At 33.4% G+C, this 14,038-nt stretch carries 15 protein-coding genes and 1 rRNA gene; 2 read left to right on the top strand and 14 right to left on the bottom strand.

Translation table 11 applies throughout. The features are described 5' to 3' along the window. Positions 1–27: 27 nt before the first annotated feature. The 4 genes from OPR37_RS05085 to OPR37_RS05100 all read right to left on the bottom strand — a co-directional run bounded on the left by OPR37_RS05085 (position 28) and on the right by OPR37_RS05100 (position 3,676). A complete protein-coding gene (locus OPR37_RS05085; RefSeq protein WP_007302448.1) occupies positions 28–1,260 on the bottom strand; it encodes a hypothetical protein in 1,233 nt (410 codons plus the stop codon). 76 nt (positions 1,261–1,336) lie between these two features. Further along, entirely contained in the window at positions 1,337–1,702 is a 366-nt protein-coding gene (gene sdhD / locus OPR37_RS05090; RefSeq protein WP_012481986.1) for a succinate dehydrogenase, hydrophobic membrane anchor protein, read from the bottom strand. Beyond that, the gene (gene sdhC, locus OPR37_RS05095) at positions 1,699–2,070 is read right to left on the bottom strand and encodes a succinate dehydrogenase, cytochrome b556 subunit (protein ID WP_012481985.1); all 372 of its coding nucleotides are present in this window, start codon (positions 2,068–2,070) and stop codon (positions 1,699–1,701) included. The genes sdhD and sdhC overlap by 4 nt, the downstream gene beginning before the upstream one ends. Positions 2,071–2,172: 102 nt before the next feature. Beyond that, positions 2,173–3,676, bottom strand: a 16S ribosomal RNA gene (locus tag OPR37_RS05100). 153 nt (positions 3,677–3,829) lie between these two features. Between OPR37_RS05100 and OPR37_RS05105 the strand changes: the two genes are divergently transcribed. Continuing rightward, complete coding sequence (locus OPR37_RS05105) at positions 3,830–4,447, top strand: hypothetical protein (RefSeq protein WP_213863895.1); 618 nt, start codon at positions 3,830–3,832, stop codon at positions 4,445–4,447. 708 nt (positions 4,448–5,155) lie between these two features. On the opposite strand, the gene OPR37_RS05110 is transcribed toward OPR37_RS05105, so the two are convergent. From OPR37_RS05110 to OPR37_RS05130, 5 genes are all read right to left on the bottom strand, one after another. Beyond that, positions 5,156–5,299, bottom strand: a complete 144-nt coding sequence (locus OPR37_RS05110) for a hypothetical protein (protein WP_007302443.1) — start codon at positions 5,297–5,299, stop codon at positions 5,156–5,158. A 777-nt stretch (positions 5,300–6,076) separates the two neighbouring features. Next, positions 6,077–7,975 carry an RNA polymerase sigma factor RpoD gene (gene rpoD / locus OPR37_RS05115; RefSeq protein ID WP_264684855.1) on the bottom strand — a complete coding sequence of 633 codons (1,899 nt, stop codon included), beginning with the start codon at positions 7,973–7,975 and terminating at the stop codon, positions 6,077–6,079. A gap of 139 nt (positions 7,976–8,114) precedes the next feature. After that, positions 8,115–8,417, bottom strand: a complete 303-nt coding sequence (locus tag OPR37_RS05120; protein WP_012481982.1) for a cation:proton antiporter subunit C — start codon at positions 8,415–8,417, stop codon at positions 8,115–8,117. Then, positions 8,414–8,833: a Na(+)/H(+) antiporter subunit B gene (locus OPR37_RS05125; RefSeq protein WP_007302439.1), complete on the bottom strand. Its 420-nt coding sequence runs from the start codon at positions 8,831–8,833 to the stop codon at positions 8,414–8,416. Before OPR37_RS05125 ends, OPR37_RS05120 begins: the two co-directional genes overlap by 4 nt. Beyond that, complete coding sequence (locus OPR37_RS05130; RefSeq protein WP_010404272.1) at positions 8,826–9,350, bottom strand: DUF4040 domain-containing protein; 525 nt, start codon at positions 9,348–9,350, stop codon at positions 8,826–8,828. The genes OPR37_RS05125 and OPR37_RS05130 overlap by 8 nt, the downstream gene beginning before the upstream one ends. Before the next feature lie 589 nt (positions 9,351–9,939). On the opposite strand from OPR37_RS05130, the gene OPR37_RS05135 reads away from it, so the two are divergent. Beyond that, positions 9,940–10,959 (top strand): IS110 family RNA-guided transposase, encoded by a 1,020-nt coding sequence (locus OPR37_RS05135; RefSeq protein WP_214303242.1) that lies wholly within the window; start codon positions 9,940–9,942, stop codon positions 10,957–10,959. A gap of 593 nt (positions 10,960–11,552) precedes the next feature. On the opposite strand, the gene OPR37_RS05140 is transcribed toward OPR37_RS05135, so the two are convergent. From OPR37_RS05140 to OPR37_RS05160, 5 genes are all read right to left on the bottom strand, one after another. Continuing rightward, on the bottom strand, positions 11,553–12,572 hold the full coding sequence (locus OPR37_RS05140; protein ID WP_214303242.1) for an IS110 family RNA-guided transposase: 1,020 nt from the start codon (positions 12,570–12,572) through the stop codon (positions 11,553–11,555). A gap of 99 nt (positions 12,573–12,671) precedes the next feature. After that, a complete protein-coding gene (locus OPR37_RS05145) occupies positions 12,672–12,938 on the bottom strand; it encodes a monovalent cation/H(+) antiporter subunit G (RefSeq protein WP_263858687.1) in 267 nt (88 codons plus the stop codon). Between the two features lie 6 nt (positions 12,939–12,944). Beyond that, complete coding sequence (locus OPR37_RS05150) at positions 12,945–13,190, bottom strand: monovalent cation/H+ antiporter complex subunit F (RefSeq protein WP_012481980.1); 246 nt, start codon at positions 13,188–13,190, stop codon at positions 12,945–12,947. Positions 13,191–13,219: 29 nt separating this feature from the next. Continuing rightward, the gene (gene rpoZ, locus OPR37_RS05155) at positions 13,220–13,612 is read right to left on the bottom strand and encodes a DNA-directed RNA polymerase subunit omega (RefSeq protein ID WP_213863893.1); all 393 of its coding nucleotides are present in this window, start codon (positions 13,610–13,612) and stop codon (positions 13,220–13,222) included. Positions 13,613–13,672: 60 nt separating this feature from the next. Then, a complete protein-coding gene (locus OPR37_RS05160) occupies positions 13,673–13,969 on the bottom strand; it encodes a helix-turn-helix domain-containing protein (RefSeq protein WP_064085421.1) in 297 nt (98 codons plus the stop codon). Positions 13,970–14,038 lie beyond the last annotated feature (69 nt).

A 14,038-nucleotide genomic window follows, 5' to 3' on the forward strand; every position in this document is an offset into this window, starting at 1 on the left:
ATTTAAAGTGATGGTTGACTACGAGCATTATGGAATCCCTACATTTCGTGATGAGTCTTGTCTTCTTTCTATCTCTCTATCAATATGAGGAGTGCTGCTTTTTTGATTAACGGCTGCAGCTATTTTTTTATCAGTTTTGTTTTGCGGCTTCTCCTTTAAGCTTTCTCCAACACCTGGTTCTCTGGATTTATCTATACTTTCACTACTTTTATTCAGCGCCTTTTCCAAGTCTCTTTCAATACCTAGACTTCTAGCGTCAAGCTCATCCCATGTGCCCACTATACTGAGTGGCTTATGATCCTTCTGCTCCGGCTTTAGCCCTTCTTCACCTTTAATAATATTAAAGTCACTTTTTGCCTCTTTCCAACATTCTTTCAATTGGTGTTTCGACATAGTAAGATAAGCATTACCATACTTTTTCTCATTTTCTACAAATAATAAAATTGGAACCTTAAGTATTGTAGCTCCCATATTTACTAAATTTTTTACTACCACTGCAGGAGTGAAAAAAAGATAACCAAAAGATTTTGCAACTCGATTTTTTCTAGCTATCAAATTCTCTCCTAATTTCATAGGAATAAAAGTCAGCATTCTAGCACAAATCTTAGCTAAACCCGCAACAAAAACAATAGGAACAGATATCAGACTTTTATCTAGCTCTAGATTACCATCCTGATCTCTAATTTCTGAAAAATGGGTGCTTAGCTTCTTGTAATCACTAGCGTATAGTAATTTTCCATTTCTTCCTTTTTCATCTCTATCTTTCTCATCAACTTCTCCCGTGTCATCATTGATGAAGCAGCCTTTTTTAGCAAGAAAAGAGGAATTAGTTAGCTCAAACTTATCATCTTTTTCCCGAGCTTCAAAAATTGGAATATGTTTTTCAAGATCAATTTTTGAAAACCCAAATGGTTTATAGTAGCCATCATAATGCTTAACATCCTTGTTTTTTTCCCGATTAACTAAAAAGTCAATGGTAAAATAGGACCTATCATCCGTTTTCTCGACAAGAGCTAATTCAAAAGTTTTCTTGTCATACAAAAGTTTATATATAGTCTCACCATTACTATTCTTACTTTCTACAACTTTCCCAGATTTCACAATCTGATCGTAATTCTTTGGATATTTGCATTTTCTTCCATCTGTATATGTCATTACCTTCCTAAGATCCTTGACATAAATTTGAGATTCAGATGAAGCAAATAAACCTTTTGCTTTAAGCGTAAAGTCTGCTACTCCTTTTTTTAACACTCCAAACATGTTGTCAAACCAAAATCACTATAGCTCAATAATAAAATTAGTAAACTAATAATATACTAACACAGAACTAACAATTTTACAAGAAAATATGCCTATAAAAGAAAAAAGTCGTAAAAGCAAGGACTATATAAGTAATGCTTGATAAGTATTTTATGCATGTAATTGTAAAAATCCTTAGAAGTACGCTGTCTATATAATCTTCACACACTACCTGCATTCCAAGAACTGCATGCCAAAAAATGCAAAACACCAGTATAACAAAAAACAAAAGCTCTAGTGGATGATTAATAGCCTGAAATAATTTTTCATTAAAAGATAAAGGGCTATCAACATAAAATGTGCAAGAAAATGAGTAAATAAACCAAGGAAATAAAAATAACAAAATCACCGCAGAAACACGCTGGATCCACCAATGATGTACTGAATTTACAGATTGACTCATATAAATATAAAAGCCATAGTAGAAAGAAATAGCATTATTGTTAGTAATATAGCACTTTTTAAAACACTAGCAATTTCTAAATTAAGCCCAGCATCCCACAATAAATGACGAATACCATTGAGAAAATGATACATAAAGCTTACAAAGCATAAGATATAAGCTAATTTAGCAACAGGAGTGAACAATAATGCATTTAAGCACCTTACTATAATTAACTTAGGGGAGTAAACATATAATATAAAATACCAAGAAAGTATGATTAATAAAAGAAATAGCAAGATACCAGTCAATCTATGCATAATAGAAAAAAAACTAGTAACTTGTACTTTATATATTTGTAAATGTGGGGAAAGAGGCCTGTTACTCATAAAATTTCGTTATCGAGAAATTAAAAAATAAAGTAGAAGTAAAGACAGCAGTATAGTACATAATGACACTATTATTTGAAATGGTGAATTACGTACAAAGCCTAAGGAGGTAATCCAGCTGCAGATTCCCCTACTGCTACCTTGTTACGACTTCACCCCAGTCACTGATCCCACTTTAAATAACTCCTTCCTTGCGGTTAGGCCATTAGCTTCGAGTGAAACCAATTCCCATGGCGTGACGGGCAGTGTGTACAAGACCCGAGAACGTATTCACCGTGGCATGCTGATCCACGATTACTAGCGATTCCAACTTCATGTACTCGAGTTGCAGAGTACAATCCGAACTGAGATGTCTTTTAGGGATTAGCTTAGGCTTGCGCACCTTGCAGCCCATTGTAGACACCATTGTAGCACGTGTGTAGCCCACTCCATAAAGGCCATGATGACTTGACATCATCCCCACCTTCCTCCAGCTTATCACTGGCAGTTTCCTTAAAGTACTCAGCATTACCTGATGGCAACTAAGGATGAGGGTTGCGCTCGTTGCGGGACTTAACCCAACATCTCACGACACGAGCTGACGACAGCCATGCAACACTTGTGTAAAATCCGGCCGAACCGACCCTATCCCTTCGAATAGGTATGATTTTCATGTCAAGAAGTGGTAAGGTTTTTCGCGTTGCATCGAATTAAACCACATGCTCCACCGCTTGTGCGGGTCCCCGTCAATTCCTTTGAGTTTTAATCTTGCGACCGTAGTCCCCAGGCGGAATGTTTAACGCGTTAGCTGTAATACAGAAAGTAAACTCCCCATATTTAACATTCATCGTTTACAGCGTGGACTACCAGGGTATCTAATCCTGTTTGCTCCCCACGCCTTCGCGCTTCAGCGTCAGATTTGAACCAGATAGACGCCTTCGCCACTGGTGTTCCTCCTAATATTTACGAATTTTACCTCTACATCAGGAATTCCTCTATCCTCTTTCAATCTCTAGATTAATAGTTTTAAAAGCAATTCCAAGGTTAAGCCTCGGGATTTCACTTTTAACTTATTAACCAGCCTACGCGCCCTTTACGCCCAATAATTCCGAATAACGCTAGCCCTCTCCGTATTACCGCGGCTGCTGGCACGGAGTTAGCCAGGACTTCTTCTGTGAGTACCGTCATTATCTTCCTCACTAAAAGAGCTTTACAACCCAAAGGCCTTCTTCACTCATGCGGCATGGCTGGATCAGGCTTTCGCCCATTGTCCAATATTCCCCACTGCTGCCTCCCGTAGGAGTCTGGACCGTATCTCAGTTCCAGTGTGGCTGATCATCCTCTCAGATCAGCTATAGATCATTACCTTGGTAGGCTATTACCCCACCAACTAGCTAATCTAATATAGGCTCATCTAATAGCAATAAATTTTTCCCCCGTAGGGCGTATACGGTATTAGTTGTCGTTTCCAACAATTATTCCGTACTACTAGGTAGATTCCTATACATTACTCACCCGTCTGCCACTAAGTTATACCATAGCAAGCTACAATATAACTCCGTTCGACTTGCATGTGTTAGGCCTGCCGCCAGCGTTCATTCTGAGCCAGGATCAAACTCTCAAATTTAGACTTCAACCTATAAAAGGTTGAGGGTACATCGGATAAATCCGACAAAAAATAATTTAGCTTAATACTGCTGTCTTTATTTCTACTTTAGAAATATTTTAATCTCCAACTATTCAAACAACTTTAAGGATATTATTATGTGATATAATCACTATGTCAATATGTTTTTGCAAATCAAAAGCATTAATGTATAAATATATAACTATTTGGAATATTAACATGAAAAAATACATCTTTCTGCTTACACTTGCGCCAATGTTAGTTGGCATCACATTATACTTATTGCGCAACATTGATAACACAAAACAATCTATAACTGCAGGTGACAAGTTTTACGAAGTATTATTCTTAAAAAAAGATAATAAGTCGCTGCTAGAAGAAATAGATTCACATTGGGAGTATTTAGCAAATTTTGAACGCGCATTCAATCATATCTCAGATTCAATGCCAACAGACACAGCATCTATTATTTATAATGATTTGGCAGACGATAAAGATGCTCCTGATGTTTTACGTGAGTTAGCACAATACTTAGAAGTAATGAGCTTACTTCACTCCAGCGGTGAAAAAACAAATAAAGATAAAATTAGTAATTTAGAATCAAATGCAGTGTACCCTTATTCAAGCCAAGAAGCTATCGCTATAGTAAAGATACACAGTAACGACATTAAAGGTGCAATTGAAATATTGCATTCATTATTAAATGATAGAGAATGTCCGACTCTAATCAAGGCCAATGCACAAGAATTACTTCGGATATACGAAAACTAAAAAACTTGCTTGCATAACAATTTGGCAGCGCATCTAATGAAATAAAGAACTTTACTTGACAAACCTCCCTATTTTATTATGGCACTAAAAGTATTTATGACTCAAAATTTGTTTTTGACTGTAGGATCAATCACAAAATCCAGTAAAAACTTAGGTGTTTATTGGTAGATTACATAAAATTATAGCGGTTTTTTAAATTTTTTCTATATTCAGCCAAGTCGCGCTTGTTAGAACATTATTACAGCACCACTTACAGCAATATAGAGTCAAAATTTCACTACTCAGAGGTTCCTTTTACCTTTTTATTTAGTAAGACTTCTCTATATTTATAGTTAATATATCAAAGAATAAACTTCACTAGCAGAATGTCATTCTAGCACTAAAATGACAAAAAGAGGATAAAATCGCAATAGTATGTATCAAGCACCGTTGTATTTTCTCTATATTTTAGATTATTTTGTTTACCCCCCTCCCTTTACCATTCAGCTACGCAGATAGTTACTACAAACCGTAAAGATGTTTAAAAGAAATCTAATTTTTTATCAACTCATACATTTCATTACCAACTTCACAACAAGGTTCTGCAGTTGGATAAAAATAATCAAAAAAGAAATAATCCTTTAGTATTTCTGTGCTGCATCCAGAATTATAGTAAGTATCAAGTCTTCCTTTAAATATCAACAAGAGTATCTTTATACTTTTTCCAAATCACCCTACCCTAAACTGGTCTACGATGTTTGATAGGTATGCATCTCGATCATTTAACCCTTTGCTCTTATATTTACCAAGCATACTTTTCATTTTAGAGTTAAGATCGAATGCTTTTATTTCAAGATCTGCACCTTTCTTCATATAATCTAAATTATTAGCTAATTTTGTATTAAAACTCTGTGTAAGCTGTTGCAGCCAGCTCTCTTGCTTTTCGTCTTTATTAAAGCTAGTATCAAACCAACCTCAGTCACATTTGCAACAATCACATGCTTTACACCATATTCATTTAGAACCAAATGCATTACATATTTCACTAACCGCTTTATTTCAATACTTTTTCTGCTTTAACATTGTTATAAGCAGTGGCACCCATAATATTATTTCCTCGATTATAATGAAAAATAAAATCTCCTTTACCTACGTCTGGATGATGTTTAATTACTGCGTTTAGCTGATTAACTAAACGAAATTTATTGAGGAAATAAGAAAAAATAGGGTTAAGAATTTCAGATGCTGTTGCATATAAAATCGCATAGTTATGACCTTGCTGTTCATAGTATCGATCAAAAAATGAGCATCTCCATGATGACTTAAATTCTTCTAAACCTAAATACTTTGATACATATTCAACAACAGTAAGGCCATTGCTAAAAATCCTCCTTAATAAAAAGGGGCATTAAGTTTCACGTTTCTTACAAAGGATAAGTTATTAAAATTTCAATAATTACACCATTATCAGATAAACTATCACCCAGAACACAAAAATTTTTACACTTTGAATTAGAGTTATTATTTTTATTTGCCATAACATTCAATATCTAATCATACTGCTCTATAAAGCCTATAAAAAAAGAAAAATAGGGTGAAATTATAGAACTTTGGCTGAATTTTACCTATTTTTTGAGCAGCCCTTCTGCCTTAAAAGAAACCTCTAAGTTTTTTAGCACGGCTTGGATGTTTCAACTTACGTAGTGCTTTTGCCTCTATTTGCCTAATTCTTTCACGTGTAACATTAAAAATTTTTCCTACTTCTTCTAAGGTATGCTCCTTTCCATCTTTACCAAGGCCAAAGCGCATCCTTAGAATTCTTTCTTCTTTTGGTGTTAAAGTTGCAAGAACATTGGTCGTAATACCACGCAAGTCGGCAAGTATTGCAGCATCCTCTGGTTTAGAAACTCGCTTATCTTCTATACAATCACCGAAGGTACTACTATCATCCTTTCCTGTTGGAGCTTCAAGACTTACCGGATCTCTTGCTATCTTCATAACTTTGCGTATTCTTTCTAGCGGCATCGCCAATTCTATACTCAATTCCTCTAATGTAGGCTCTCTACCCATTTCATGAGTCATCTTTCTTAATGCTTTGTTGATTTTACTGATAATTTCCACCATATGTACTGGTATTCTAACTACTTTAGACTGTTCAGGTATTGCCCTAGTGATTGATTGTTTTACCCACCAAGTACCATAAGTCGAAAATTTATACCCACGTTTGTAATCAAACTTATCCACAGCCTTCATAAGACCAATATTACCTTCTTGTATCAAATCAAGCAGATCAAGGCCTCTTTTTGAATACTTTTTAGCAATCGAAACCACCAGCCTTAAATTAGCCTTAATCATTTCTTGCTTTGCTTGAGAGACTTCTTGTTCATGTTTCTGTATTCTCTTGATTACCTTCTTAAACTCCTGAATTCTATCTCCTTGTACATAACTCTTAATATTGCTTAAGGCACTAGCTATATACTCATAGCTATCGTTTATAAACCTTAAGAATTTATTTTTTAATTCACCTGTAAAAAGAGATTGATTTTCATTAATCTTGAGAAAACTTATTTCACTAAACTCGTGCTCTAAAAGCACATCATCATAAACATTATAAAAACTTTCTCTATCAATATCGTACTTTCTAGCTTCAGTAATAAGATTAGCTTCTTCAAACGTGATTAGTCTATTTATTTCGTAAAGTTTTTGTGTAATTCTGGTAATAGCAGCATCACTAAACTGAATTTGTAATGCTACAGACCATATTTGATTATATAAATTTTCTAGCTCATTAGAGAAATCTTTAGAATTTTTTTTCAATACCAATGCTTCATTTGTTAAAGCAATGATCTCATCCAATGCCGTGATAACCTTTGGCAATAAATCACTTTCCATTTCAAGAACAGAAATATTTAAGTTAGCTGAACTTATGTCTTCACTCTCATTTCCCTTTTCATCATTACCTTTTTCCTCATCATTAACACAATCTCTAACATCTTCAGCTTCACTTTCTTCTTTGTCTACCATATTGAAATCAGAGTTATAAATTGCATCCAGATTTATAATTTCTCTCAGTAAAAAAGTTCCACCACTTAAATCATCACGCCATGTTTTGATTATTTTGAATGCCACTGATGTTTCAATTATTGCACGTAACATGTTATGCTTTTCAGATTCAATTTTTTTTGCTATCTTAATTTCATCTGCTCGTGACAAAAGCTTTACAGAGCTCATATCCTGTAAATAAATCCTTACTGGATCATCGTTTTGCACTAAAGTTGTAGTAGTATTCAACGATGTCTCATCATCATCAAGCTTATTACCATCATTATTAGAAGGAGCTTCTTCCTCATCTTCACTACTTTCGAGTATGTTAATTCCAGAGTCTTGCAATAAAGCTATAGTATCATCTATAAAATCAGTTGAAAAATTTTCATCTGACAACTTATCATTTATATCATCAAAAGTGATAAAACCGCCCTTTCTTATACTTTTGGTTACAAGATCTTTGATGATCTTTTTCCTATCTTCCGTACCATTAATAGTTGACATCATTACCTTTACAGTTTATAATTTTATTTCTTATTTATCAAATAAACTTACAATTAGCAAGCTTATAGTTTTATTCTTAATTTATAGTTACTTGCTACTTCATATAGTTTAAGATACTATCAATTTATTCACATTCTTCTTAATCAACTAATCTCTCTATTCTTACTAATATGGACAATCCAACTGAAAATGTTGCAATTCCAACCACTATAGCAGTAAGCATTAAGACGTGAGGTATAGGATTGGTATATAAGTGAAAATTTGAAGTCAATATAGGAGGTAAAGAATTTTTTACATACCCTAAAGATATGTAAAACAACAAAACAGATGATTGTAAGACACTTAATCCCATCATTTTTTTGATTAAGTTTTTATCATTTACAATGATATAGAAACCTAGCACCATTAATATAGTAATGCCTACATAATTATATAGAGTCATTGTTTTTTCTTGCGAGCAAAATTTATATATATGATTAACATGGAAGAAGAGACGGTAAGCAATACACCCAGCTCCACTAAGAAAATACCCAATTTTTGACCTGTTCTACTATCAGCTGACAATATACTATAGGATAAAAAATTTTGGCCAAATAAAACTGTTATAATACCAGCTCCTCCATAGGTTAAAATACCTAGTACGTTAGTAAATTTGATAATAGAGTAAGGTATTGCTTTTAAAGTTGTAGGTATATCAAATAACATAGAATATAATATTATCCCAGAAGCAATAATTATTCCCGCCTGAAAACCTCCACCTGGAGTATAGTCACCATGAAACTGTATGTATAAACCAAAAAAAATGATAAAAGGTATCATCAAAAATGTTACTGCACTTAATACCGGATCTTTAATCACTTTCTTTCTCTTCTAATATTAACATTATACAAAGTGCAGCAGTAAAAACTACTATAGTTTCTCCAAATGTGTCATAGCCACGAAAGCTTGCTAAAACAGCTGTCACTATATTAGGAATACCAATAGCTTTTTCAGTATTTTCTACATAATAAGGAGCAACGTGCAAGTGAACTGGAGCATTATGACTGCCAAAATCTGGTAATTGAATCATAAAGTATGATAAACATGCAGTCAAAAATAACATAAAAAAAAGTGTTGTGGGGCTATGAGATAAATTTGCTTTGTAATTCTTTACCAAAGAGAGTGCTGCAAACGTAAAGACTGTGCTCAATCCTGCACCAACAGAAGCTTCAGTAATTGCAACATCTGGCGCATTCATAATCAAGTACATAAGTGCAATAAGTGAACTAAATACACACATTAGAACAGCACTTACAACCAAATGTTTCGAAAGAACTATAAAAACTGTAACCGTGAGTAACAGCAAAAGTAATATTAGATTCAGTATTTCTAGCATCTTAACCTTCTTTAATAGTCTTTACTTTTATAATAAGTTCTCTAATTGCATAAAAGTCAACAATAATTTTTTGTATCATGAAAAATATTTTTTGATGTAAAATTCAGCTCTAATACAACCTTTTATTTATTATTGTATTATCTTATTCAATCAAAAGAGGTTTTATTGGCAATAAAAACATCAACACTAATTTCCAATTAATCTCTTTTAAACTATGTAGCCAATGAATATGTGGATAAATACGTCCACACAAACTTAAAGTATTTATCCACATATTCATTAAGCTTATAAAAACTAAGGTATCATTCTTTTCCTCTATAGTCTTAATGATTTTACATAAGTTAAAAGTAGCATGCTTCCATTGTTCTCTCCGCGGTCTAATATGGCTAATTCATATTGTAGCCAAGCCGCACTATACTTGTTAGGCGGAAGTGGACGGCAACATGTACGCCACGAAGTCTATGCTTCAACATACTGTAATTGCTATTGAATGATGGAGAGACATACTCCATTATTTTAGCACGAAGTAACAAATTCAATGAATTAGTTCTTCAAGAATAATTTAAACTTTTACAGTAGGAGTAGTCTCATGAAACATTATAGCGGGTTAGATGTCTCACTCAAAGAAACTTTTATTAGTATCATTGATGAGAAAGGAAAAATTGTTAAAGAAGGGGTTGTTGCAAGTGAAAGCAGTGCAATAGCTGAGTTTCTGCTTGGTCAAAACAAAAAATACGAGTCCATAGGAATAGAAAGCGGGCAATTATCAATATCGATGTGCAAAGAGTTGAGGAATCTTGGATTACCAGTAACTTGTGTAGATGCAAGGCATATGGCAGCAGCATTATCTGCGAGAATCAATAAGAATGATAAAAATGATGCAAGAGGCATAGCACAAATGATGAGAGTTGGGCTATTTAAGGAGGTATTAGTAAAATCAGACGAAGCTTGTCAGGTTAAAATAATACTTGGAAGCAGAAGACAATTAATACGTTGCAGAGAGCAAATTGCGGGAACAATAAGGGGATTACTGAAAATATACGGGATAAAAGTTAATCAACGTCTTAGTTCTGCAAACTTTGCTTTAAAAGTGCAAGAAATGGTTAATAATCTAGATGAAATTAGCCAAACCTCAATTGAATCATTAGTACATAGTTTAGAAATAATAGAAGAATCAATAAGAAAACTTGATAAAATGCTCTCAGAACAAAGCAAAAAAGATGAGGATTGTAAATTATTAACTACTGTTCCAGGAGTTGGTATTATAGTAGCAATGACATATAAAGCTGCAATAGATGATCTGCATAGGTTTGAAACATCTTATACAGTTGGAGCCTATATGGGATTAAGTCCAAGACAGTACGCTTCTGGTGAGATTGATCGACACGGAAGTATATCAAAAATGGGACCAGTGGACTGTAGGAATATGTTATATGAAGCCGCGCAGGTCTTACTGGTAAAATGTAAAAGGACATTTAAATTAAGAAGCTGGGGATTGAAGCTTAAAAAGAAAAAGGGCATGAAAAAAGCAATTGTTGCAGTAGCAAGAAAATTAGCCGTGATTATGCATAAGATGCTAATCGATAGAAAAGAGTTTTGCTATCAATAAACACTAAAGAAGTATAAAACAATAATTTTACTGAAAGTAAAGATAGCAATGCCGATGGAAGGGATAAGCAAGAGGATAAGTTGAAGCATAGACTTCGTGGCGTACATGTTGCCGTCCACTTCCGCCTAACAAGTATAGTGCGGCTTGGCTACAATATGAATTAGCCATATTAGACCGCGGAGAGAACAATGGAAGCATGCTACTTTTAACTTATGTAAAATCATTAAGACTATAGAGGAAAAGAATGATACCTTAGTTTTTATAAGCTTAATGAATATGTGGATAAATACTTTAAGTTTGTGTGGACGTATTTATCCACATATTCATTGGCTACATAGTTTAAAAGAGATTAATTGGAAATTAGTGTTGATGTTTTTATTGCCAATAAAACCTCTTTTGATTGAATAAGATAATACAATAATAAATAAAAGGTTGTATTAGAGCTGAATTTTACATCAAAAAATATTTTTCATGATACAAAAAATTATTGTTGACTTTTATGCAATTAGAGAACTTATCCTCTTGCTTATCCCTTCCATCGGCATTGCTATCTTTACTTTCAGTAAAATTATTGTTTTATACTTCTTTAGTGTTTATTGATAGCAAAACTCTTTTCTATCGATTAGCATCTTATGCATAATCACGGCTAATTTTCTTGCTACTGCAACAATTGCTTTTTTCATGCCCTTTTTCTTTTTAAGCTTCAATCCCCAGCTTCTTAATTTAAATGTCCTTTTACATTTTACCAGTAAGACCTGCGCGGCTTCATATAACATATTCCTACAGTCCACTGGTCCCATTTTTGATATACTTCCGTGTCGATCAATCTCACCAGAAGCGTACTGTCTTGGACTTAATCCCATATAGGCTCCAACTGTATAAGATGTTTCAAACCTATGCAGATCATCTATTGCAGCTTTATATGTCATTGCTACTATAATACCAACTCCTGGAACAGTAGTTAATAATTTACAATCCTCATCTTTTTTGCTTTGTTCTGAGAGCATTTTATCAAGTTTTCTTATTGATTCTTCTATTATTTCTAAACTATGTACTAATGATTCAATTGAGGTTTGGCTAATTTCATCTAGATTATTAACCATTTCTTGCACTTTTAAAGCAAAGTTTGCAGAACTAAGACGTTGATTAACTTTTATCCCGTATATTTTCAGTAATCCCCTTATTGTTCCCGCAATTTGCTCTCTGCAACGTATTAATTGTCTTCTGCTTCCAAGTATTATTTTAACCTGACAAGCTTCGTCTGATTTTACTAATACCTCCTTAAATAGCCCAACTCTCATCATTTGTGCTATGCCTCTTGCATCATTTTTATCATTCTTATTGATTCTCGCAGATAATGCTGCTGCCATATGCCTTGCATCTACACAAGTTACTGGTAATCCAAGATTCCTCAACTCTTTGCACATCGATATTGATAATTGCCCGCTTTCTATTCCTATGGACTCGTATTTTTTGTTTTGACCAAGCAGAAACTCAGCTATTGCACTGCTTTCACTTGCAACAACCCCTTCTTTAACAATTTTTCCTTTCTCATCAATGATACTAATAAAAGTTTCTTTGAGTGAGACATCTAACCCGCTATAATGTTTCATGAGACTACTCCTACTGTAAAAGTTTAAATTATTCTTGAAGAACTAATTCATTGAATTTGTTACTTCGTGCTAAAATAATGGAGTATGTCTCTCCATCATTCAATAGCAATTACAGTATGTACGCGCTAAAATATAACTGTTAGTTGAATTGGCTATCCATATTATAAAAATCAATAATATAACTTTAATAGTATTGATTGAAAATTCATTTTGCCAAGCAAAACCAATCAACAACAACATTGCGCCACTGGAATCTGCAATACCTGCAGCATGTAGTCTAGTATAGAAATCAGGAAATACTACTACTCCTACGCTTGAAATGACTATTAAACAAACACCTAAAAATATGAGAATGGATGCTACCATAAATTATCAAAACAACATTAATCTCATTAGCGCTATAGTTGATATAAAGCTGATGCTAGCATATAGTAATGCTATATCAATTAAAAAAAAATCATTCAGAACAATCGATATTGCTGTTATGAGTAAAACTAATTGTGTTGATAAATTATTGAATGCTAAAATCTTATTGTAAACGTCACTTGACCTAAATACTATACAACATAACATTACACTCATACAGAACAAAAGCACATAGATAGCAATACTAATCATTTATAAACTATTATAACCTCTGTAGATTTCTAAATCGGTACTTCTTCACCACTATCTTGATCATCTATTTCATCATCGTGGCTTTCTTGACTTACATCCAGACTTGTGTTAAGTTGATGATCAGAAAAATTTAACAAATTTGCTAGCTTACTTGGACTATTAATATAAGTATTATCTGTTTTTCCTTTCATGTGCTCCTTGCACCTTTTCACCAAAAGGTTAAACAACTCATGAGTATTCACCTTCTTTTCTGCTATTTCATATAAAGAAACTATCGTATCCTTATGATCTTTAAACTTAACCATTTCAACGGGATCGCTTGCCCCTGTACTCAAATCATGCGTTCTTTGACTTGCTAGCAGAACCAATTTAAAACGGTTGTGTACCTGTTCTACACACTTTTCTACAATAGACTCAACCATAAAATACCACCTTGATAAGCTTTATACTATATCACAAAAAATAAGATGTCAACTTCAGATCTATTGAGATCCAATTCTACATTCTACTTTTTCTTCTTTAGCTTTTACTGATTGATTTTCTGTTATTGTAATTGTTATTTCATGATCAAGCTTTTTCAAAAAACCTAACAGTCTCTCTAAAGAAAAACCACTTGTCTTACCACTTTTAATTTGTGACACCTTTGGTTGATCAATACCAAGTTTCTCAGCCGCACAAGCTTGAGTCCAAGTATTTTTTCCTATAATTTTACTTATTATGCTCAGCAATTTTTTTTTTATTGCTTCACTATCCAGATTGTTTAATGATATTGTTTCCATAATTTTTACTCTCACATACCAACTAGCTTTATTAAATATTATATCATAATATTTAATATACCAATATAT

Source organism: Wolbachia endosymbiont (group B) of Lycaena phlaeas (assembly GCF_947251875.1).
Taxonomy (GTDB): Bacteria; Pseudomonadota; Alphaproteobacteria; order Rickettsiales; family Anaplasmataceae; genus Wolbachia.